The sequence below is a fragment of the Paraburkholderia sp. EB58 genome (assembly GCF_050436665.1).
GTDB lineage: Bacteria > Pseudomonadota > Gammaproteobacteria > Burkholderiales > Burkholderiaceae > Paraburkholderia.
In genome coordinates, this window is record NZ_JBNDMQ010000023.1 from 100,390 (window position 1) to 121,774 (window position 21,385).

At 62.4% G+C, this 21,385-nt stretch carries 19 protein-coding genes and 2 pseudogenes; 9 read left to right on the top strand and 12 right to left on the bottom strand.

Features of this window, described 5'->3' with window-relative positions; translation table 11 throughout:
• Nucleotides 1-19: 19 nt before the first annotated feature.
• Nucleotides 20-2,578 (top strand): phosphoenolpyruvate--protein phosphotransferase, encoded by a 2,559-nt coding sequence (gene ptsP, locus P3T40_RS28800; protein WP_429271110.1) that lies wholly within the window; start codon nt 20-22, stop codon nt 2,576-2,578.
• 86 nt (nt 2,579-2,664) lie between these two features.
• On the top strand, nt 2,665-4,443 hold the full coding sequence (gene nagE / locus P3T40_RS28805) for an N-acetylglucosamine-specific PTS transporter subunit IIBC (protein WP_429271111.1): 1,779 nt from the start codon (nt 2,665-2,667) through the stop codon (nt 4,441-4,443).
• A 140-nt stretch (nt 4,444-4,583) separates the two neighbouring features.
• Here the strand turns inward: nagE and cydX are convergent, their stop codons facing one another.
• The 5 genes from cydX to rpoH form a co-directional block, all read right to left on the bottom strand.
• The gene (cydX, locus tag P3T40_RS28810; protein ID WP_429271112.1) at nt 4,584-4,703 is read right to left on the bottom strand and encodes a cytochrome bd-I oxidase subunit CydX; all 120 of its coding nucleotides are present in this window, start codon (nt 4,701-4,703) and stop codon (nt 4,584-4,586) included.
• Nucleotides 4,704-4,771: 68 nt separating this feature from the next.
• Entirely contained in the window at nt 4,772-5,908 is a 1,137-nt protein-coding gene (gene cydB, locus P3T40_RS28815; protein WP_429271113.1) for a cytochrome d ubiquinol oxidase subunit II, read from the bottom strand.
• 66 nt (nt 5,909-5,974) lie between these two features.
• Nucleotides 5,975-7,570, bottom strand: coding sequence for a cytochrome ubiquinol oxidase subunit I (locus tag P3T40_RS28820; protein WP_429271114.1), 1,596 nt, complete (start codon nt 7,568-7,570; stop codon nt 5,975-5,977).
• Entirely contained in the window at nt 7,560-7,820 is a 261-nt protein-coding gene (gene cydP, locus P3T40_RS28825; protein ID WP_429271115.1) for a cytochrome oxidase putative small subunit CydP, read from the bottom strand. The genes P3T40_RS28820 and cydP overlap by 11 nt, the downstream gene beginning before the upstream one ends.
• Nucleotides 7,821-8,103: 283 nt before the next feature.
• On the bottom strand, nt 8,104-9,039 hold the full coding sequence (gene rpoH / locus P3T40_RS28830; RefSeq protein ID WP_429271116.1) for an RNA polymerase sigma factor RpoH: 936 nt from the start codon (nt 9,037-9,039) through the stop codon (nt 8,104-8,106).
• A 401-nt stretch (nt 9,040-9,440) separates the two neighbouring features.
• Here rpoH and P3T40_RS28835 point away from each other — a divergent pair.
• Both P3T40_RS28835 and P3T40_RS28840 read left to right on the top strand, forming a co-directional pair.
• Nucleotides 9,441-9,556, top strand: a pseudogene (locus tag P3T40_RS28835) (acyloxyacyl hydrolase); the annotation flags it as partial.
• Between the two features lie 44 nt (nt 9,557-9,600).
• Complete coding sequence (locus P3T40_RS28840; protein ID WP_429271117.1) at nt 9,601-9,984, top strand: nuclear transport factor 2 family protein; 384 nt, start codon at nt 9,601-9,603, stop codon at nt 9,982-9,984.
• Between the two features lie 36 nt (nt 9,985-10,020).
• Here the strand turns inward: P3T40_RS28840 and P3T40_RS28845 are convergent.
• Together P3T40_RS28845 and ybiB are read right to left on the bottom strand one after the other, a co-directional pair.
• Nucleotides 10,021-11,187 (bottom strand): annotated as a pseudogene (locus P3T40_RS28845) (2-isopropylmalate synthase); the annotation flags it as partial.
• Between the two features lie 527 nt (nt 11,188-11,714).
• Entirely contained in the window at nt 11,715-12,689 is a 975-nt protein-coding gene (gene ybiB, locus P3T40_RS28850) for a DNA-binding protein YbiB (protein ID WP_429271118.1), read from the bottom strand.
• Between the two features lie 299 nt (nt 12,690-12,988).
• Between ybiB and P3T40_RS28855 the strand changes: the two genes are divergently transcribed.
• Nucleotides 12,989-13,687, top strand: coding sequence for a fumarylacetoacetate hydrolase family protein (locus P3T40_RS28855; protein ID WP_429271119.1), 699 nt, complete (start codon nt 12,989-12,991; stop codon nt 13,685-13,687).
• Nucleotides 13,688-13,715: 28 nt separating this feature from the next.
• On the top strand, nt 13,716-14,360 hold the full coding sequence (maiA, locus tag P3T40_RS28860) for a maleylacetoacetate isomerase (protein WP_429271120.1): 645 nt from the start codon (nt 13,716-13,718) through the stop codon (nt 14,358-14,360).
• A gap of 113 nt (nt 14,361-14,473) precedes the next feature.
• On the opposite strand, the gene ftsY is transcribed toward maiA, so the two are convergent.
• Nucleotides 14,474-15,688, bottom strand: coding sequence for a signal recognition particle-docking protein FtsY (gene ftsY, locus P3T40_RS28865; protein ID WP_429271121.1), 1,215 nt, complete (start codon nt 15,686-15,688; stop codon nt 14,474-14,476).
• 335 nt (nt 15,689-16,023) lie between these two features.
• Here ftsY and rsmD point away from each other — a divergent pair, with 335 nt between their 5' ends.
• From rsmD to P3T40_RS28880, 3 genes are all read left to right on the top strand, one after another.
• The gene (gene rsmD, locus P3T40_RS28870; RefSeq protein ID WP_429271122.1) at nt 16,024-16,638 is read left to right on the top strand and encodes a 16S rRNA (guanine(966)-N(2))-methyltransferase RsmD; all 615 of its coding nucleotides are present in this window, start codon (nt 16,024-16,026) and stop codon (nt 16,636-16,638) included.
• A 113-nt stretch (nt 16,639-16,751) separates the two neighbouring features.
• The gene (gene coaD, locus P3T40_RS28875; RefSeq protein WP_429271123.1) at nt 16,752-17,264 is read left to right on the top strand and encodes a pantetheine-phosphate adenylyltransferase; all 513 of its coding nucleotides are present in this window, start codon (nt 16,752-16,754) and stop codon (nt 17,262-17,264) included.
• Between the two features lie 65 nt (nt 17,265-17,329).
• On the top strand, nt 17,330-17,584 hold the full coding sequence (locus P3T40_RS28880) for a YfhL family 4Fe-4S dicluster ferredoxin (RefSeq protein WP_090684941.1): 255 nt from the start codon (nt 17,330-17,332) through the stop codon (nt 17,582-17,584).
• Nucleotides 17,585-17,627: 43 nt separating this feature from the next.
• Here the strand turns inward: P3T40_RS28880 and hisC are convergent, their stop codons facing one another.
• The 4 genes from hisC to P3T40_RS28900 all read right to left on the bottom strand — a co-directional run bounded on the left by hisC (nt 17,628) and on the right by P3T40_RS28900 (nt 21,343).
• A complete protein-coding gene (gene hisC, locus P3T40_RS28885; RefSeq protein WP_429271124.1) occupies nt 17,628-18,707 on the bottom strand; it encodes a histidinol-phosphate transaminase in 1,080 nt (359 codons plus the stop codon).
• Nucleotides 18,708-18,859: 152 nt separating this feature from the next.
• Nucleotides 18,860-19,462: an aminoacyl-tRNA hydrolase gene (gene pth / locus P3T40_RS28890; protein ID WP_429271125.1), complete on the bottom strand. Its 603-nt coding sequence runs from the start codon at nt 19,460-19,462 to the stop codon at nt 18,860-18,862.
• 142 nt (nt 19,463-19,604) lie between these two features.
• Complete coding sequence (locus tag P3T40_RS28895) at nt 19,605-20,231, bottom strand: 50S ribosomal protein L25/general stress protein Ctc (protein ID WP_429271126.1); 627 nt, start codon at nt 20,229-20,231, stop codon at nt 19,605-19,607.
• Nucleotides 20,232-20,386: 155 nt separating this feature from the next.
• Nucleotides 20,387-21,343 carry a ribose-phosphate pyrophosphokinase gene (locus P3T40_RS28900; RefSeq protein WP_429271127.1) on the bottom strand — a complete coding sequence of 319 codons (957 nt, stop codon included), beginning with the start codon at nt 21,341-21,343 and terminating at the stop codon, nt 20,387-20,389.
• Nucleotides 21,344-21,385: the final 42 nt, after the last annotated feature.

Genomic DNA, 21,385 nt, shown 5'->3' on the forward strand with positions numbered 1-21,385 from the left:
TGTCGAGGAGTCCCGCTTGATGAGCCCTTCCCAAGGCCATATTGTTTTGCTCGCGCCCATGACCGGTCCGGTCGTACCGCTCGCGAACGTGCCCGACCCTGTGTTTTCGGGCGGCATGTTCGGTGACGGTATTGGCGTGGATCCGCTTGAGGGCAAACTCGTCGCGCCATGCGACGGGGTTGTGACGCATTTGGCGCGCACCGGCCACGCGTTGACCTTGGCGACAGCCGAAGGTGCGGAGATCCTGCTGCACATCGGTATCGACACGGTCGAACTGAACGGCCGCGGTTTTACGCCGAAGGTCACGCAAGGCGCGCAGGTGCGCACGGGCGATCTGTTGATCGAATTCGATCAGGATCTGGTTGCGTGCAACGCGCCAAGCCTGGTCTCGGTGATCGCGATTGCGAATTCGGATGCGTTCGAGATCGTCGAGCGCGCTGAAGGCGGCATGCTGAAGGCCGGCGAAACACCGTTGCTCGTGCTGCGTCCGCGCGGAGGTGCAGCGGCGGAAGCATCGCGCCAGGCCACCAACGTGACGGAAGAAGCGCGCCAGACGGTCACGCTTGGCCACGCTGGTGGCTTGCATGCGCGACCGGCAGCGCGTGCGCGCGAAGCGGCGCGCGGTCTCGATGCACGCGTTGAAGTGCGTTACGAAGGCCGCAAGGCGCCGATCGAAAGCGTCGTGGGCCTGCTCGGCCTTGGCGCGGGCGAGGGCGCTACGATAGAAATTCTCGGCGTCGGTCCGCAAGCGGCGGCCGCGGTCGAAGCGGTCGCGCATGAACTGCTGCGCAAAGCGCATGGCGAAGTCGAAGAAAAACCGGCCCGGCAAATCTCGCCCGCGCCGCAACCAGTGGCGCAATCAAACGGTGCGCCGCTCGCGCCGAATACGCTCGCGGGCGTTTGTGCGGCTCCTGGCGTCGCGGTCGGCAAGCTGGTGCGTTGGGACGATGCGGATCTCGATCCGCCCGAGACGGCAAGCGGCACGTCGGCGGCGGAAAGCCGCCTGCTCGACAAGGCGCTCGCCACCGTCGACGCCGAACTGAATACGACCGTGCGCGACGCTTCACAACGTGGCGCGCATGGCGAGGCGGGGATTTTCGCAGTTCACCGAGTCCTGCTCGAAGATCCGACGCTGCTCGACGCCGCACGAGACCAGATCAGCCTCGGAAAAAGCGCCGGTTTTGCATGGCGCCAGTCGATTCGCGCACAGATCGCTGTCCTGACGAAAGTCGACGACGCGCTGCTCGCCGAACGGGCCGCGGATCTGCGCGATCTGGAAAAGCGCGTGCTGCGCGCGCTCGGCTATTCGAACAACGCGGCTCGCACGCTGCCGAACGAAGCGGTGCTGGTGGCCGAAGAATTCACGCCTTCCGATCTGTCGTCGCTGGACCGTGCCCATGTCACGGCGCTCGTGATGGCACGTGGTGGCGCGACCTCGCACGCTGCGATCCTCGCGCGGCAGAGCGGCATTCCGGCGCTGGTGGCTGTCGGCGATGCACTGCATGCGATTCCCGAAGGCACTGAGGTTGTGGTCGATGCGACCGCAGGTCGGATCGAATTTGCGCCGACGGCCCTCGATGTGGAGCGCGCCCGTCTCGAACGCAGCCGGCTCGCCGGTGTGCGCGAAGCGAACCGCCGCACCTCGCAACAGGCGGCGGCGACGGCAGATGGCCGCGCGATCGAAGTGGCGGCGAACATCGCCACGCTGGACGACGCGAAGACAGCGGTCGAGAACGGCGCCGACGCGGTTGGCCTGCTGCGCACCGAACTGCTGTTTATCCACCGCGCCTCGGCCCCGACCACCGACGAGCATCGCCAAAGCTATCAATCGATTGTCGACGCACTGAGCGGCCGTACCGCGATCATCCGTACGCTGGATGTCGGCGCGGACAAGGAAGTCGATTATCTGACGCTGCCGCCCGAGCCGAATCCGGCACTCGGCCTGCGCGGCATCCGTCTCGCGCAGGTGCGCCCGGACCTGCTCGATGACCAGTTGCGCGGCCTGCTGGCAGTGCAACCGCTCGGCGCGGTGCGCATCCTGTTGCCGATGGTGACGGACGCCGGCGAACTGATCCGCCTGCGCAAACGCATCGACGAATTCGCCCGCGAAATGGGCCGCACCGATCCGATCGAAGTCGGCGTGATGATCGAAGTCCCGTCAGCAGCGTTGCTGGCCGATCAACTGTCGCAATACGCAGATTTCCTCTCGATCGGCACCAACGATCTGACGCAATACACGCTGGCGATGGACCGCTGCCAGGCCGACCTCGCCGCGCAAGCCGATGGCCTACATCCGGCGGTGCTGCGTCTGATTTCGGCGACCGTGCAGGGCGCGAACAAGCATGGCAAATGGGTGGGCGTGTGCGGTGCACTGGCGGGCGATCCGCTGGCGGTGCCGCTGCTCGTCGGCCTGGGCGTGACCGAGCTGTCGGTGGATCCGGTTTCGGTACCGGGCATCAAGGCGCGAGTGCGCAACCTCAATTATCAGCTGTGCCAGCAACGCGCCCAGGATGTCCTGGCGCTGGAATCGGCGCAGGCGGTAAGAGCAGTGAGCCGCGAAACCTGGCCGCTGGACTGAACCCCATATAGTCCACGGCGGAATTTCGCTCAGTAACTACACGTAAAGCAACGACTCAACAACGAGACAAAGGAGTGGAGGTATCAATGGATGGAAATCCGTTTCTGAAGGTGCAACGGCTCGGCCGCGCGCTGATGCTGCCGATTGCAGTGCTACCGGTCGCAGGGCTCTTGCTGCGTCTCGGCCAGCCTGATGTGTTCAACATCAAGATGATCGCCGACGCCGGCGGAGCGATTTTCGACAACCTGCCGCTCTTGTTCGCAATCGGCATTGCGGTCGGCTTCGCGAAGGACAACAACGGCGTGGCGGCGCTCGCGGGCGCGATCGGTTATCTGGTCGAAATCGCGGTGATGAAGGACATCAACGACAAGCTCAACATGGGCGTGTTGTCGGGGATCGTGGCCGGTATCGTGGCCGGCATGCTGTACAACAAGTACAAGGACATCAAGCTGCCCGAGTACCTCGCGTTCTTCGGAGGGAAACGCTTCGTGCCGATTGTCACGGGGGTGACCTGTCTGGTGATCGGCATTGTGCTTGGCTACGTCTGGCAGCCTGTGCAGGCTGCTATCGACATGGCCGGCCACTGGCTGACTACCGCAGGCGCGATTGGCGCATTCGTGTTTGGCGTGCTGAACCGCTTGCTGCTGGTCACGGGTCTGCATCACATCCTGAACTCGTTGACGTGGTTTGTGTTCGGCTCGTTCACGCCGCCGGGCGGTGGTGCTGCAGTCACGGGCGACCTGCACCGCTTCTTCGCGGGCGATCCGACCGCGGGAACTTTCATGACGGGCTTCTTCCCGGTCATGATGTTCGGTCTGCCGGCAGCCTGTCTTGCGATGTTCCATGAGGCACCGAAGGAACGCCGTGCAATGGTCGGCGGCCTGCTGTTCTCGATGGCGCTCACCTCGTTCCTGACGGGCGTGACCGAGCCGATCGAATTCAGCTTCATGTTCCTCGCACCGGTGCTGTACGCGATCCACGCGGTACTGACCGGGATCTCGCTCGCCGTCTGCTCGGCGCTTGGGATTCACCTGGGCTTCACCTTCTCGGCTGGCGCGATCGACTACGTGCTGAACTATGGTCTGTCGACCAAGGGCTGGTTGGCGCTGGTGATAGGTGCGATTTATGCCGTCGTGTACTACGGCCTGTTCCGCTTCTTCATCCGCAAGTTCAACATGGCGACGCCGGGCCGCGAACCCGCTGCTGCTGAAGAACAGGTGGAGTCGTTCGATAAGGGCGGATTCGTAGCGCCGGCAGCGGCGGCAGCTGTGCCGCGCGCAGTGCGCTATATCGCTGCACTGGGCGGTGCGGCGAATCTGTCGATCGTCGATGCTTGCACGACGCGTCTGCGTCTGTCGGTGGTCGATCCGAGCAAGGTTTCGGAAACGGATCTCAAGACCATTGGTGCGCGAGGTGTGCTCAAGCGCGGTGCGACCAGCGTGCAGGTGATCATCGGGCCGGAAGCGGACATCATTGCTGATGAGATCCGTACTGTGATTGCTCAAGGCGGTGGCGTTGAAGCGAAGCCGGCAGCGGTGGCAGCAGCGCCTGCTGCGGCAGCGGCCCCGGTTGGTGCAGCTCAAAGTGGTCCGCTCGATCCTGATCCGACGCGCTGGCTCGCTGTGTTCGGCGGTGCGACCAACATCGTTTCGCTGGATGCTGTCGCGTCGACCCGTCTGCGTATCGTGGTGACCGACCCGACCGCGGTGGATCGTCAGCGTCTCGCTTCGCTCGACGTGGCGTGGATCTCGGTGGATACGTTCCATATCGTCGTCGGTGAAGCGGCACAGCGTTATGCGCAGCAGTTGTCGGCGCGTCTGCCGGCTGCGGGCGCAACGGGTGCGACTGCGGCTCAACCTGCGTGATATAGGTGATGTAAGGACGGCATTGACCGTCCACGCGTATCGGTGAAGCAGCACAAAAAAGAGCGGCGCCTTAGGGCGTCGCTCTTGCGTTTACCGCTGGCTATGTGTGAACTGCATGTACAAGCCGCTCGCACGGCCAGTCAATTCGCCCTACGCTTCGCCACCACTTCCGCCGGCCGATGCGATTCAAGCCACATCACATTGATGATGCCAAACGAGAGTGCCACGCCAACGCCGAGAATCCAGCTGAAATACCACATGATGTGCTCCTGTGAGTTCGGTTTCGGTTACTTGCGCGAGAAGTCCACAACGACGAGCGCGGGACGCTTCAATACATCGAATGACTGTTCTCTTCGAGCGCAGCCGCCGTGACCTTGCCGCGCATCACGCGATACACCCAGCTCGTGTAGATCAATATGATCGGCAAGAATATGATCACGGCGATCAGCATGATCTGCAGCGTCATCTGGCTCGAAGTCGAATCCCATACCGTGAGGCTGCTACGGCCGTCGAGCGACGACGGCATGATGAACGGGAACATCGAGAAGCCCGCCGTCAGGATCACGCCGATGATCATCAACCCGGTCGTAATGAACGCGCTCTTTTCAAAGCGCGAACTGGCGAGCACCAACGCCAGCACGCCGCCCACCACACCGATCACCGGCGCCGCGACCATCCACGGGTACGTGGAGTAATTGGTAAGCCACAAACCGGGCGCGCCGACCACGCTTTTCAACAGCGGATTGGCGACCGTATCGAACGGCGCAGCGTCGACGATCTGATAACCGCCAATGATCGTGGCGACCAGCACGCCAGCAATCAGGAACAACGCAACGCCAACCAGCGAAGCGATGCGCAACGCAATCGAAGCGCGCCGTGCAATCACGCCGTCGGTCTTCATCTTCACGAACGCGGCACCGTGTGCGGCCAGCATCGACACGCTGACGAGCCCGCACAACACCGCAAACGGATTGAGCAGTGCGAAGAAACTGCCGTGGTAGGTGACGCGCAGGTCGGTATCGAACGAGAACGGCACGCCTTGCAGCAGGTTGCCGAACGCGACGCCAATCACCAGCGCCGGTACGAAGCCGCCGATGAACAACGCCCAGTCCCAAGCAGTGCGCCAGCGCTGATCTTCGCGCTTGCTGCGGTAGTCGAACCCCACCGGCCGGAAGAACAGCGAGAACAACACCAGCAGCATCGCGAAGTAGAAGCCCGAGAACGACGCCGCGTAGACGAGCGGCCACGCAGCGAACATCGCGCCGCCTGCGGTGATGAACCAGACCTGGTTGCCTTCCCACGTCGCGCCGACCGTGTTCACGACGATGCGCCGCTCTGAATCTGTCTTCGCGATGAACGGCAGCAGAATGGCCGCGCCCATGTCGAAGCCGTCGGTGAGGGCGAAGCCGATCAGCAGCACGCCGATCAGGACCCACCAGATCACTTTGAGGGTTGCGTAGTCCATGATGATTTTTCCCTTTTTACACAGCTAGGACTGCCAGGACAGCTTGCGCAGTCTGGTGACGATCGATCATGCAGTTGTGGTGCTCAGCGGCTTGGACGGCTGACCCGGCGGCGTTTCGTGGTGATAGCGTCCCGTATGCAGTGACGACGGGCCAAGGCGCGCGTACTTGAACATCAGCGTGATCTCGATCACGAAGAGGGCCGTATAGAACACCACAAAGCCGCCGATACTCAGATAGAGGTCGGTAGCGGTCAGGCTCGAGGCAGACAAGGCGGTGGGCAGGATGCCGGCAATGGTCCATGGTTGACGTCCCACTTCAGCAACCACCCAGCCGAATTCCGCCGCAAGCCACGGCAAAGGAATCGCCCACACCGCCCAGCGCAAGAACCAGCGGCGCTTGTCGAGCAGAAGCGAGCGTTGCGCGCAGAACCAGAACGCGGTCACGAAGGTCGCAAGGAACAGGATGCCGAGGCCCACCATGATGCGGAACGAGAAGAACACCGGCAACACGGGCGGGATGGTCTTCTTTGCCGCCTGGGCGATCTGGTCCGGCGTCGCGTCAGTCACATTGGCAGTGAACTGCTTGAGCATCAGGGCATAGCCGAGATTGTCCCTGTGCAGCGCGAAGGCCGTCTTGGCGTCATCGGTGGCATTGCCTTGTTTGAGCTGCTGCAGTGCGCTGTACGCGATCATGCCGTCCTTGATGCGGATTTCGTTTTGCGCGATCAGATCCTTCAGGCCCAGCACCGGCTCATCGAGCGAACGCGTCGCAATGATGCCGAGCGCGTACGGAACCCGGATCGCGTAGTCGGTCCTTTCTTCCTTCTGGTTCGGAATCCCGAAGATCGTGAATGGGGCCGGCGCCGGCGCTGTTTCCCATTCCGATTCGATGGCGGCGAGTTTGACCTGCTGGACTTCGCCGGTCCGGTAGCCGGATTCGTCGCCGAGCACGATCACGCAGACCGTCGATGCAAGGCCGAAACCCGCCGCAATCGCAAACGAGCGCAGCGCGAATTCGGTGTCGCGGCGCTTGAGCAGATACCACGACGAGATGCCGAGCACGAACATCGAGGCCGTCACATAGCCGGCCGAAACCGTGTGCACGAACTTCACTTGAGCAACCGGATTGAATAGCACGGCGAAGATGCTCGACAGTTCCATTCGCATGGTTTCGTAGTTGAACTCGGCGCCGACCGGATTGTTCATCCAGCCGTTCGCTACGAGGATCCACAACGCGGACAGGTTCGAGCCCAGTGCAACGAGGAAGGTGACGAGCAGATGCTGCACTCTCGACAGACGGTTCCAGCCGAAGAAAAACAGGCCGACGAAAGTCGATTCGAGGAAGAACGCCATCAACCCTTCGACGGCGAGTGGCACGCCGAAGATATCGCCGACGTAATGCGAGTAGTACGACCAGTTGGTGCCGAACTGGAACTCCAGGGTGAGGCCCGTTGTGACACCCATGGCGAAGTTGATGCCAAACAGCTTGCCCCAGAACTGCGTCATGTCCTTGTAGATCTGCTTGCCGGTCATCACGTAGACGGCTTCCATGATGACGAGCAACCACGACAGACCAAGCGTAAGGGGTACGAAAAGAAAGTGGTACAGCGCCGTCACGGCAAACTGGAGGCGCGAAAGATCGACGACATCGCTAACGGGCATGTTGATCACCTTGAGACGGATGCGAGGCAGGCACTGAAAGCAGTGCTTGCGCGACGAGTGCGGGCGGCATGGACATGTTTTCCGCCATAGGATGGTTGAAGAACGCGTACTTAATCATCATCAGTAGTGCGAATTTGACAACAAGCACGATGGCAATATCTCGCGCGAAGGTCGGGCCGGGCATCCAGCCGGCGAGTCGCGCGCGCAGCGTGGGGCGAGGCGGACTCCGGTCGTTCAGCGTTATGGTCATGATCGGTCGGTGGACGACTTCACACCGGTTTACCCGGTCGGATTCAAGCCGGACAAACGGCTTGGCGAGTACATAACGATATTAAGATAGGGGCTGGCAGCGAGGAAGTTCGCGACTGTGGCATTGGGTCGCGGATGGGTGCCGTCCAACTCAGTAATACAAGCAAGCTTGCGATACGTCAAGGAAGCGGGGTGCGATTTCCGAAGGGCAAGAAGAAAAAGCCCTGCCGTCTTACGAGGGCAGGGCTAGGGTCTGACAGGGCGCCACATGGCGCCGTATTACGTTACGCATACTCGTTCAATGCACTGCGCATCTTCTTCATCGCGCTCGCTTCAATCTGGCGAATGCGCTCGGCCGAAACACCGAATTCGTCGGCGAGATCGTGCAGCGTCGAACCGCCCGAGCCGTCATCTTCGACGTGCAGCCAGCGGGCTTCGATAATGCGGCGGCTGCGTGCATCCAGCGATTCGAGCGCGCTAGCGATACCGTCGCTTTGCAGCTTGTCGCGTTGGCGCGCGGCGAGCACAGCCGTCGGTTCGCTATGCGAATCGGCCAGATAGGCGATCGGCGCGTACGATTCTTCGCCGTCCTCCACCTGACCTTCCAGCGCAATGTCGCCGCCGGACAGACGCGTTTCCATCTCGGCCACTTCTTCGCGCTTGACGTTCAGTTCCTTGGCGAGACCTTCGATCTCGTCCGGGGTGAACGCCTGCAAACCCTGCTTGTGGCTGCGCAGGTTGAAAAACAGCTTGCGTTGCGCCTTGGTTGTGGCGACCTTCACCATGCGCCAGTTGCGCAGGATGTATTCGTGAATCTCAGCCTTGATCCAGTGCATGGCGTACGACACGAGACGTACGTTCTGTTCCGGATCGAAGCGCTTCACAGCCTTCATCAGGCCGATATTGCCTTCCTGGATCAGGTCGGCATGCGGCAGGCCGTAGCCCAGATAATTACGCGCGATCGAAACCACCAGCCGCAGGTGCGACAGGACAAGGCGGCGCGCAGACTCCAGATTGGCCTGGTCGCGGAATTCAGTGGCGAACTGGCGTTCTTCCGCCGGCGTCAGCATCGGAATCCGGTTCACGGCCTGGATGTAGGCGTCGATATTGCCCAATTGGCCGGGCAGCAGCGAAGAATGCGAGAGCGCCAGTGCACCTGCCGAAGCGGCCTTAGCCGACGACGGGCTTAGAGTACTCGGAAGGGTCATTGCGTTGCTCACGTAGAAAACTCCTTGGAATCAGCAAATAGCTTAGTCGGACTTCGACTCCAGCGTGGATGTTAGCACTCTGAATATCCGAGTGCTAATACTTAGAGTGCGTGGGGGTATCCGGGTTCCCGCTCGGCTATTGAAATTTGGTTTTCAATAGCATCATACGCCTTCTGTACTATTGTAGGGATGAGCGTAGGATTTGCCGTAGATGCGCGTCTGTCTGTGCGGAATCACCGGTTTTGCGCTGTTTAGGGTGGCAATCTGGCTGTTTGCCGCTTTCTTCTTATGATTTATTGCTCTTGTGGCCCCTAATATATAGAGGGTTTACTCGGTGCCCGGCGCGGTTGATCCTCGCCGAAAATAGCCGATCCGAGCTTGGGTCGCGGCCGAATTCGATCAGGTGGCTTCTCGGCGGCCATCAACCGTACTGGCGGGCTACCGGATTGAGCGGGTGTCGAACGGCGGTATCAAAGAGCCGAATCCTGGTATAAATTTCAGCCAGCTACATTTGCAACGTAACTTCTGACGACCGTGGCCGCTGTCGGCCCGTCGAGGCAAAGGGGCTGAGCAATGGCCGAAAAGGTGATCGAAGCGATTCGTGGGCTCGAGCGCGACCGCTTTCGCGCGATGGTCGACGGTAACGGGCCGTTGCTCGACGAACTGCTTTCCGACAACGTGAGCTATATCCATACGAATGGCAAACGCGAAACGAAGCAGCAGTTCATCGACGGTATCACGGCGGGGCGGCGCCGCTACCGGCAGATCGAGATCCAGTCGCAGGACGTGCTGCCGGCGGGGCGCGAGACCTTCATCGTGACCGGCCGCGCGCTGATCGAGATGGAGGCGAACAACGGCGCGCTGCTGTTCCCGATCGCCTATACCGCGATCCACGCTCAGGTGGACGGCCAATGGCGGCTGGTGGCATGGCAGGCGACCCGTTGCGCGATCGAGTGAAGCCCGTGGCCGTCAGGCCGCGACCCGGTGGTCAGGCAGATAGGTGGGACCGCCCTTACCCGATTGGCCGTTGACGCGGATCACGGCGTCGTAGCTGCGTCCCACGTCGGCCGGGTCGACCGGCCGGTACGGCACCTCCCAGACGGCATCCGGCGCCTGCTGCGCGAAGCCCTTGCGGATGGCATCCTGATGCGAGCCGGAGAACGCCATGTAGACGAGGTCGCCCGCATACGGATGACGCGGATGCACGGGAAGCTGGTTGCACCGCTCCGCCACGCGGCGTACCGCGTCGATGTCCGAGAAATCGAGACCGGGGTCGATGCCTTGCGTATAGAGGTTCATCGCGAGCGTGACGAGGTCGACGTTGCCGGTGCGCTCGCCATTGCCGAACAGGCACCCTTCGACGCGGTCTGCCCCCGCCAACAACGCGAGCTCCGCAGCCGCTACCGCAGTGCCGCGATCGTTATGCGGATGAACCGACAAGACGATGCTATCCCGATAGGCGAGGTTGCGGTCCATCCATTCGATCTGATCGGCGTAGACGTTCGGCGTGGCCGCCTCGACCGTCGCCGGCAGGTTCACGATCATCTTGTGATCGCGCGTGGGCCGCCACGTTTGCGCGACCGCGTCGCACACCTCGCGGGCGAACGGCAGCTCGGTCATGCTGAACGTTTCCGGCGAGTATTGGTAGATCCAGTGCGTCTGCGGCCGTGCCTGCGCGTACTGCTTGATGAGCCGTGTGCCTTCGACCGCAAGCGCTTTCACCTCATCCTTCGACTGGTTGAACACAATCTTGCGAAACGACGGCGCGATCGCGTTGTAGAGGTGCACGATCGCGCGCGGCACGCCGTCGAGCGCCTCGAAGGTGCGCGCAATCAGCTCTTCGCGCGACTGGACGAGCACTTCGATCGTCACGTCGGCGGGAATGCGTTTTTCGTCGATCAGCTTGCGCACGAAATCGAAGTCGGTCTGCGAGGCCGACGGAAAGCCGACTTCGATTTGCTTGAAGCCGATCGCGACCAGCATCTCGAAGAATTCGAGCTTTTGCGCGATGCTCATGGGCTCGATCAGCGCCAGGTTGCCGTCGCGCAGATCGGTGCTCATCCAGACGGGAGCTTGCTGGATCGTGCGGCTGGGCCATTTTCGGCCGGTCAAACGGACGGCGGGGAAGGGACGGTATTTTTCAGCAGGGTTGCGCAACATGGTGAGCCTCGTTCGTTTCGTCATTTGCAAAGGGGTGTGGCGTCGAGCGGCTGGCGGGCTGCCACGGATGCACGGCCCGCGAGCCGGGCGCTAGCGGGAGTAACGAACGGGCGCGTACGAAGCACGTCATGGCGATGATGACGCCGGTAACGACCTTGAGTGATGCCCATGAAGCGCGCATTTGACCCTCGCGACTCGTCCGAACGGTAAACGGACGAATGCAGACGACTGACAGGTTTTAAAAGGAACGACGGTTTTGGGGTGACGCGGAACTGCGGGAACTGCGGGAACTACTTTGGGGACCGTGCGACAGCCGCTGAGGCGGCCAACGCGCGGCGCTACGCCTGGCTTACGCTAGACGTAGCGATAGGGGCCGCGCTAGGCGGCCGGAGGTAATTCGGAGGGTGTTCGGAAGGGAACGCATGGGTCCAATGTATGCGAGCGGGCCGCGATGTGTCAACCGCCGCCCCGCGCAATGAGCCGTTGCGCGGCGTCGCGTTGGCTGCATCAATGCCGGCTGAAGCCCGTCATGCCGGAGTTCTGGCGATATTCACGATGACCTCGATTTGCCGCTCGATCGCGCCCGGCACAGGCGCCTCGCCGCGCAGCACGGCATCGATCCACGCGGCGGTGGTGGCGGCGTCGCGCGCTTCGGGTAGTTCCACCTCGGGCGCGTCGGCCGACGAGCGCTCGGCGGCCACGCGTGTTTCACAGATGCCGTCGTGCAGCCAGTCAATCTGGACCTGGCGACGCGTATCGGCCACCGCCTCGCCCTCCGTGCCGCGCGCGAGTAGCGCACCGCCGGCAGCGGCATCCGGATGCGTGCTGAACAACTGGGTGAGGCTCTCGCGATACGGCGGATGCGTGTAGTTCACGAGCCGCAACCCCGCTGGCGCGAAGGGTTGCAGGATCTTGACGAGCGTGTGAGTGGAATTGCGCACCCCCATCCGGCGCCGCAAGGCGAGCAGGCGCGCGAGCTTTGGCGCGAGGGCGCCGATCGGCGCGAAGGCAAGGCGCCGCGCGGCGAGGTTGTCTTCAATCTCCGCATGGTTTTGTGCATGAGCGATTTGCAGATGCGTGAAAATTTCCGCGCTCGTCACGCGACCGGGATCTTCGGTGACGCCATGCACGAGTACCGGCACGCCTTCGCGAGCCAGCAGCAGCGCGAGCAGCGGCACCAGATTCGGCTGCTTGCGCGCACCGTTGTAGCTCGGAATGGAAACCGGCCGGTAGGCGCCGTGCGCGATCTGAACCGGCTCGAATGACGCGTGAGCGGCGGCCAGCATTGCGGCGAGTTCGTCGGCGGTTTCGCCTTTCACCCGGTAGGCCAGCAGCACCGCGCCGAGTTCCAGATCGCCGACGCGCCCGTCGAGCATCGCGCTGTAGAGCGCGTGCGTGTCCTCGGACGTGAGGGCGCGGGCGCCGTTCGGTCCGCGGCCAATTTCCTTGATAAAGCGGGCGCAGGGGAACACGGAGGAAGCGGTTTCGGCTGATTCGGTCATCGGGTTCAGTGGGGCTGTGTGGCTTGGCGCTCGGCGCGGGTGGCCACGGTATTCATCAAAGATTGAGGTGTTGCTGTCACCGGTGCCTGAGGAGGCACTCTTGACGACACCTCCACTCAGTATCGCATCTATGGCGATCTTGCAAGCTGGCGGGAAGATGGCGGCAATGTGGCCGAGAAGCCATCAAGGCCGCCGCGCGGGGCTCCCGTGCCGGCCTCGCGCCCTCCGCGCTTGCCCCCGCGTTACACTCAATCTTTTATTGCCGCGCACGCGGCGCTTACTAAAGATTGGAGAACGGGATGAGTTACGTGTTTGCTCCCGCACCGGTGGTCGCGGTGCCGGTCGTTGGGTCCAGCGATCAATTCGCGGTGCGCCGCATCTACTGTGTGGGTCGCAATTACGAGGCGCACGCGCGCGAGATGGGGCACGACCCCGACCGTGAACCGCCGTTCTTCTTCAGCAAGCCCGCCGACGCTGTCGTGTATGTCGCGCCCGGCGAGACTGGCGAATTCCCGTATCCGCCGCAGTCGAAGAACGTTCACTTCGAAATGGAACTGGTCGCGGCAATCGGCAAGGCCGGCAAGGACATTCCGGTTGAGCAGGCGCTCGAGCACGTCTACGGCTACGCGCTCGGACTCGATATGACGCGGCGCGACTTGCAGGCTGAAGCGAAGAAGCTGGGACGCCCCTGGGATACCGCGAAGGGCTTCGATCACTCGGCACCGCTCGGTCCGATCCATCCGGTCTCGAAGGTGGGGCAGGTCGACAAGGGCGCGATCTGGCTGACGGTCAACGGCGCAGAAAAGCAGCGCTCGGACGTATCGCAGCTGATCTGGTCGGTGGCGGAGACGGTAGCTTACCTGTCGACGCTGTTCGAACTGCACCCCGGTGATCTGATTTTCACGGGCACGCCCGAAGGCGTTGGCGCGGTGGTGAAGGGCGACACGATGAAGGGTGGCGTGGACGGCCTGGGCGAGTTCAGCGTGCGCGTCGTCTGAAGACGAGGCGGGGAGGAGACAAGCAAATATGAAGCTTTACAGCTATTTCCGTAGCTCGGCGGCGTATCGCGTGCGCATTGCCTTGAATCTGAAGAATCTGCCGTATGACTATGCGCCAATCCATCTTTTGCGCGACGGCGGCGAGCAGCTCAAACCGGCTTACCGCAGCCTGAACCCGGACGCAATCCTGCCCACGCTGGTGGACGGCGACAACGTGCTGCAGCAGTCGCTTGCGATCATCGAGTATCTGGAAGAGACGCATCCGGAGCCGCCGCTGCTGCCGAAATCGCCGGCCGACCGCGCGTATGTGCGATCGGTGGCGCTGCAGGTTGCCTGCGAGATTCATCCGCTGAACAATCTGCGCGTGCTGAAGTATCTGAAGCATACGGTCGGTACCGACGACGCGACCAAGGACGAGTGGTACCGGCACTGGGTCGAGTCTGGCTTCGCGACGCTGGAGGAACATCTGGCAGGCGATTCGCGTACCGGCGCGCTGTGCTTCGGCGATACGCCGACCTTGGCCGACGCGTGTCTCGTGCCGCAGGTGTTCAACGCGCAGCGTTTCAAGATTGACGTGACGCAGTTTCCGACGATCCTGCGCATTCATGATCACGCGTCGCAGCTTGACGCGTTCGTGAGGGCGGCGCCCGGCGTGCAGCCGGATGCGGAGTGAGGCGCGTTAGTTGACTGACTGAGCGGTTTGCCTGATGGCATGGCTGAAAACGAAGAGGGCGCTCCACGGGGCGCGCCCTCTTCGTTGGTGCTGCGCGATGACCGTTGCGCTGCTTAGCTGCCCAGCAACGCGTCGGAAAACTCTTCCGCGCTGAACGGCTGCAAATCTTCGACCTTCTCGCCGACCCCGATGAAGTACACGGGGATCGGTCGTTGCCGCGCAATCGCCGCGAGAATGCCGCCCTTGGCCGTACCGTCGAGCTTGGTGACGATCAGACCGGTGAGGCCCAGTGCGTCGTCAAATGCTTTGACTTGCGTGAGCGCATTCTGACCGGTGTTCGCATCGATAACGAGCAGCACCTCGTGCGGGGCGCTGTCCATGGCCTTGCCGATCACGCGCTTGACCTTGCGCAGCTCTTCCATGAGATGCAGCTGGGTCGGCAGGCGGCCGGCCGTGTCGGCCATCAGCACGTCGATCTTGCGCGCGCGCGCCGCGCCCACGGCGTCGAAGATCACCGCAGCTGGGTCGCCGCTTTCCTGCGATACGACCGTTACGTTGTTGCGTTCGCCCCAGATCGCGAGCTGTTCGCGAGCCGCGGCGCGGAACGTGTCGCCGGCGGCGAGTAGCACGGACTGATCGAAGCTCTGCAGATGCTTCGCGAGCTTGCCGATGCTGGTGGTTTTCCCCGCGCCGTTCACACCTGCGATCATCATGACCAGAGGCTGGGCCCGGCCGAGCATCAGCGATTTTTCGAGCGGCTTGAGCAGGTCGATCAATAGCGTGCGCAGCGCGGTCTTGACCTGCTGCGGATCGGTAAGCCGCTCGGCGCGCACTTTTTCGCGCAGCGATTCGAGCAGGAACTCGGTGGCGTCGACACCTGCGTCGGACATCAGCAGAGCGGTTTCGAGTTCCTCATACAGATCCTCGTCGATCTTGGCGCCGATGAAAATGCCCGTCAGGTTCGAACTGGTCTTCGACAGGCCGCTCTTCAGGCGCGTGAGCCAGGATTTCTTCGCTGCGGCTTCGGGCAGCGGGGGCGGCACGATCTCAACGGTTTCGAGCACGCTTTCATCAGGTTCTGCCTGAGGTGGCGTGCGCGGCTCGCTGACAGCCCGCGCGGCTGGCGCGCCGTTGGCGCTGACCGGCCGCGGTGCAGCGGGTGCGGACGGCTGCACCGCGGTGGCTCCGGAGCTTGGCGAGGCGCTGCGCTGCGCGCCGGCCGGTGCAGTGTCCGGCGCGGGCGCGACGGATTCCGGCGCCGTCTGCGATTCCTCGTGCGTTGCGTCGGGCTCTTTCGAACCCTTGAATCGTTTGAAAAAACTGAACATGGTCTGGCGTGGTGAGAGCGAGCGCCGGTGCGCGCAGCCGGCGAAAACCGGAGGCAGCGGCAGGCAGCGGGGCAATGCGGGATGCAAGGCGCTGGAAGCTGCTCATTTTATCAGGCGAACGTAGAACCGCCCCCAAACCTATCGTTGCGCGCCAGGCCCCCCGAAGGGGCGGCAAGCAAACTTGGGGCGGCCCGGCGTTTTCTTGCCGCTAGGTAGCATTAGCCGACCGGCCAGGGTGAGATGCCTGCCCCCATGTGGTAACGTTGGCGCTCCAACCCCGGTGCCAGCAAGCGCCTGTGGGCAAATCGCCTAACTGTTCAACTGTTCGAATCTGCATGCCCCGTACTTCTGCACCCCGAGCGCACAACGCTGCGTCCAACCGCGGCAAGCCGCACGCCATCCGTATCATCGGCGGCGACTGGAAGCGCACGCCGCTGCCTGTGCTCGACCTCGACGGTCTGCGCCCCACGCCGGACCGCGTGCGCGAAACGCTCTTCAACTGGCTCGGCCAGCGCCTCGACGGCCAGCGCTGTCTCGATCTGTTCGCCGGCAGCGGCGCGCTGGGCTTCGAGGCCGCTTCGCGCGGCGCGGCGCGGGTCCTGATGGTCGAACGCCACGCGAAGGCGGCCGGCCAGTTGCGCGCCAATCAGGCACGCCTCGCGCCCAACACAATCGAAGTTGCCGAAGCCGACGCTCTGCGCCTCGCCGCGAGCCTCGCACCGGCTTCGTTTGACGTGGTATTCCTCGACCCGCCATTCGGCTCAGACCTGCTTGGCCGCGCGCTGGAACTCGCCCCGCCGCTCGTCAGCGCCGAAGGATTCCTCTATGTGGAAGCTGGCGATGCGCTCGACATCGCACAGACGCCCGCACTGGCGGGCTGGACCATCGTGCGGCACGGCAAGGCCGGGGCAGTCCACTATCATTTGCTGCAGCGCGAAAATGAGGAATAATGCGCGTTCTAAAACAAGCGCCGGACGGCAAGCCGTCACACGCGCGACCGGCGGCAAACGCGCCCTGCGGGCGTGCTTGACGTGCCCATTTGTCTGAAGAGAGGAGAAGTCTCATGGTAGTCGCCGTGTACCCGGGTACGTTCGACCCGCTGACGCGCGGTCACGAAGACCTCGTTCGGCGCGCGTCGAGCATTTTCGATACGCTGGTGGTAGGCGTCGCCGACAGCCGCAACAAGAAGCCGTTCTTCACCCTCGAGGAGCGCCTCGATATCGCTCATGAAGTACTCGGTCACTATCCGAACGTGCAGGTAATGAGCTTCAAGGGGCTACTCAAGGATTTCGTCCGTACGAACAACGCCCGCGTCATCGTGCGCGGCCTGCGCGCCGTGTCGGACTTCGAATACGAGTTCCAGATGGCCGGCATGAACCGCTATCTGCTGCCCGACGTCGAAACCATGTTCATGACGCCGTCTGACCAGTACCAGTTCATCTCGGGCACCATCGTGCGCGAGATTGCGCAGTTGGGCGGCGACGTCAGCAAGTTCGTGTTTCCTTCCGTCGAAAAGTGGCTGAAGGACAAGGTGGCCTTGCTGGATCAGGACAACGACCAGGCAGGGCAGCCTTAACCGGCGTAAACTGTGGGTTTGACGGAACGGTAGCCGGCCTTGCGCCGGCGTGAAGTGAGAGAAGTATGGCCTTGATGATTACCGACGAGTGCATCAATTGCGACGTCTGCGAGCCTGAGTGCCCGAACGACGCAATTTCGATGGGCCCGGAAATCTATGTGATCGACCCGAAGAAATGCACCGAATGCGTCGGTCATTTCGATGAGCCGCAGTGTATCCAGGTGTGCCCGGTGGAGTGCATTCCGCGCGACCCGCAGCACCTGGAGACGCCTGAAGGCTTGATGGCGAAGTATCACGCGCTACAGGCCGCGAAGGCCTGAGGGTGCTTTGGCGAGGCGCGTGCGCCTCGCCCACGCGGTTCGCTTACCCCACGTAACCGCGAACCACGTCCTGCAACGCCTCGAGTAGCGCGTCGCATTCGGCGTCGGTGCCAATCGAAATGCGCAGGTGCTGATCGACGCGCGGCGCCTTGAAACGGCGCACGAAAATCTCCTTATCCCGTAGCCGGGCGGCGAGCGTAGCCGCGTCGTAGCCTTCCTGGCGGGCGAACACAAAATTCGCCCCTGATGGCACGACATTGAAGCCCAGCGCCGTCAAGCCCGCGGACAGGCGCTCGCGGCTCGCAATGACTTTCGCGCAAGTGTCGCGGAACCAGTTGTCGTCCTGATAGGCGGCGATCGCCGCGACCTGTGCCAACCGGTCGAGCGGATATGAGTTGAAGCTGTCCTTGACGCGGGTCAGCGCCTCGATCAGCGCCGGATTGCCGAACGCAAATCCCACCCGCATGCCTGCCAGCGAGCGAGACTTCGAGACAGTCTGCACCACCAACAGATTAGGATAGCGGTCTATCAGCGGGACGGCCGACTGTGCGCCGAAATCCACATACGCTTCGTCGATCACCACAACGGATTCTGAATGCTGTGCCACCAGCCGCTCGATCTCGTGCAGCGGCAAGGGGTGGCCTGTCGGCGCGTTCGGATTCGGCAGCAGGACGCCGCCATTGGGCAAAGCGTAGTCGTCGACGCGGATGGCGAATGCGTCATCGACGGGAATGGTTTGGTAATCGACCTCGAAGAGCCGCGCGTACGTCGGATAGAAGCTGTACGTGATGTCCGGGAACAGGATCGGCTTATCGTGTTTGAGCAGCGCCTGGAAAGTCAGGGCGAGCACTTCGTCCGAACCGTTGCCGGCGAACACCTGTTCGGCGCGGATGCCGTGGTGCGCGGCCACCGTTTCGCGCAGCTTGCGCGCAGTCGGGTCGGGATAACGGCGCAACGATTCTGCGCTATCGCCGAGTTCGTGACGGATCGCCTCGAGTACGCGCGGTGACGGCGGATACGGGTTCTCGTTGGTATTGAGCTTGACCGGATGGGCGAGCGCGGGCTGTTCGCCCGGCACATACGGCGTCAGACGATAAACGATGTCACTCCAATAGCGGCTCAAGCATGCCTCCCGTCGATGTTTGATGGCTGCGATTCGATCCATATGATAGACCGGCAATGGCTGCGAAACCCGCAGCCTGTGTCTGTCCAGCGAGCTGAACGCGGACCGGGGCCAACTGGCTCACCGGCCAGCAGGGGCCTCGCGCAAGCTATTCAGCTGTTGCGATGCAATTGCATCACCGCCCGGTCAAGCTCGCCTTTGACGACGAGCGGCATCTGTACGAGCGCACGTTCAATCGACGCGTCGATCACATCTTGCTCCTCGCGACGCGGCGGCTTCAGCACGTAATTGGCAACGTCCGGCTTTGCGCCAGCGCGCGCGCTTTCCGGGATCAGATCACGCGGATGGCCGATGCCGATACGCAGCCGCCAATACTGCTGCGTCGTCAGATGCGCGGAGATGTCTTTCAAACCATTGTGGCCGCCACTGCCGCCACCGAGCTTCAGCTTGACGGTGCCGGGCGGCAGATCGAGTTCGTCGTGCACGACGAGAATCTCATCGGGCAGGATCTTGAAGAAGTGCGCGAGTGCGACGACCGACTGCCCCGAGCGATTCATGTACGTCTGTGGCTCGAGCAGGTGCACCTCTTCGCCGTGCAGGCGTGCCTTCGCGTAGAAACCGTGAAAGCGCCGCTCGTCACGCAAGGTGGTGCTGGCTTCGCGCGCCAGTTGATCGACCAGCCAGAAACCGGCGTTGTGACGCGTCGCGGTATATTCGGCGCCCGGATTGCCGAGCCCCACGATCAGCTTGATCATGATTGAGTCATGACTGGTTAAGGGCCGGCGGCGTGCCACGCGACCTGAAAAAAACGAAAAAAAACCCGCCGGGGCGAACCGCGGCGGGTCACATCGTCCGTTCCATTGAAACGGATCGAGAGGATTGCTCGCTGTATGCAGCTTAAGCGGCCGGCGTTTCGCCTTCGCCTGCAGCAGGTGCAGCGGCGTCGCCTTCAGCGATAGCGCCAGCCGGGATCGTCGCGGATGCGACCACCGGGTTTTCAGCTTCAACGTGTGCAACCAGTGCGACGCCAGCCGGCAGGACGATGTCCTTGGCGTGCATCGTGTGACCGGCTTCGATCTTCGCGAGGTCGACTTCGAGGAATTCAGGCAGTGCCGACGGCAGGCACTCGATTTCGATTTCGTTCAGAACGTGCGAGATCACTGCGCCCGACAGCTTGACTGCGGGGTTCGATTCCTGGTTCATGAAGTGCAGCGGCACCTTGGTGTGCAGCTTCTTCGTTGCATCGACGCGCTGGAAGTCCACGTGCAGCACGAGCTGACGGAACGGATGGTATTGCACGTCGCGCAGCAGAACTTGTTGCGCCTTACCGCCGACTTCCAGATCGAGAATCGACGAATGGAAAACTTCTTTCTTCAGGGCGTGCCACAACGCGTTGTGATCGAGTTCGATCATTTGCGGTTCAGCACCAGCGCCATAAACGATTGCCGGCGTCTTGCCGGAAATACGCAGGCGGCGGCTCGCACCCGTACCTTGCAGGGAACGCTCGAAAGCGACTACTTTCATTTTGAATCTCCAATGCACTGCCCGCGACCAGGCAGTAAAAACGGGGCCTTCATGCCATTGTGGCTGAGGCCCCAGACTCGACGGCACGAACCTTCGTTCGCTCATGCCGATTGTGCAAAAGCGCAACGTGAAGCACGCTGCGCCCTCGCAAATACTTAACTTTCTGCAAACAGCGACATCACCGAATCGCCGCGGCGAATCCGCGAGAACGTTTCGGCCAGGAGACCTGCGCTTGTCAGCGAACGGATCTTGGCGCACGAGCGGGCTTCATCGCCGAGCGGGATCGTATCGGTGATCACCAGTTCGTCGAGCGCGGAAGCAGCGATACGCTCGCCTGCACCGCCCGACAGAACCGGGTGAGTTGCGTACGCAAACACCTTCGTTGCGCCGCGTTCTTTCAGCACCTGAGCCGCCTTGCAGAGCGTGCCGGCGGTGTCGACCATGTCGTCCATGATCACGCAGGTACGGCCTTCGACTTCACCGATGATGTTCATCACTTCAGCGACATTCGCCTTCGGGCGGCGCTTGTCGATGATCGCAAGATCGCAGTTCAGTTGCTTCGCCAATGCACGGGCACGGACCACGCCGCCGACGTCCGGCGACACGACCAGCAGGTTCTCGTGATTCTGCTTGCGCAGATCGCCGAGCAGCACGGGCGTTGCGTAGATGTTGTCGACCGGGATGTCGAAGAAGCCTTGAATCTGGTCAGCGTGCAGATCCATGGTGATGATCCGCTCGACGCCGGCGATTTCCAGCATGTTCGCCACGACCTTCGCCGAGATAGCGACGCGCGCCGAACGCGGGCGACGATCTTGACGGGCATAGCCGAAGTAGGGGATAGCAGCGGTGATCCGGCCAGCAGATGCGCGCTTGAGCGCATCGACCATGATCATCAGTTCCATCAGGTTGTCGTTCGCCGGTGCGCAGGTGGATTGCAGGACGAAGACATCCTTGCCACGCACGTTTTCCTGAATCTCGACTTGGATCTCACCGTCGGAAAAACGGCTGACCATCGCTTTGCCGAGGGGGATACCGAGGATTTTTACGACTTCGTGTGCAAGCGCGGGATTCGCGTTGCCAGTAAAAACCATCAGGCCGTCATGGCTGCTCATCATGCACCTGCTTCTGGCTGGGGGGCGAGGAACTGCGAGAAT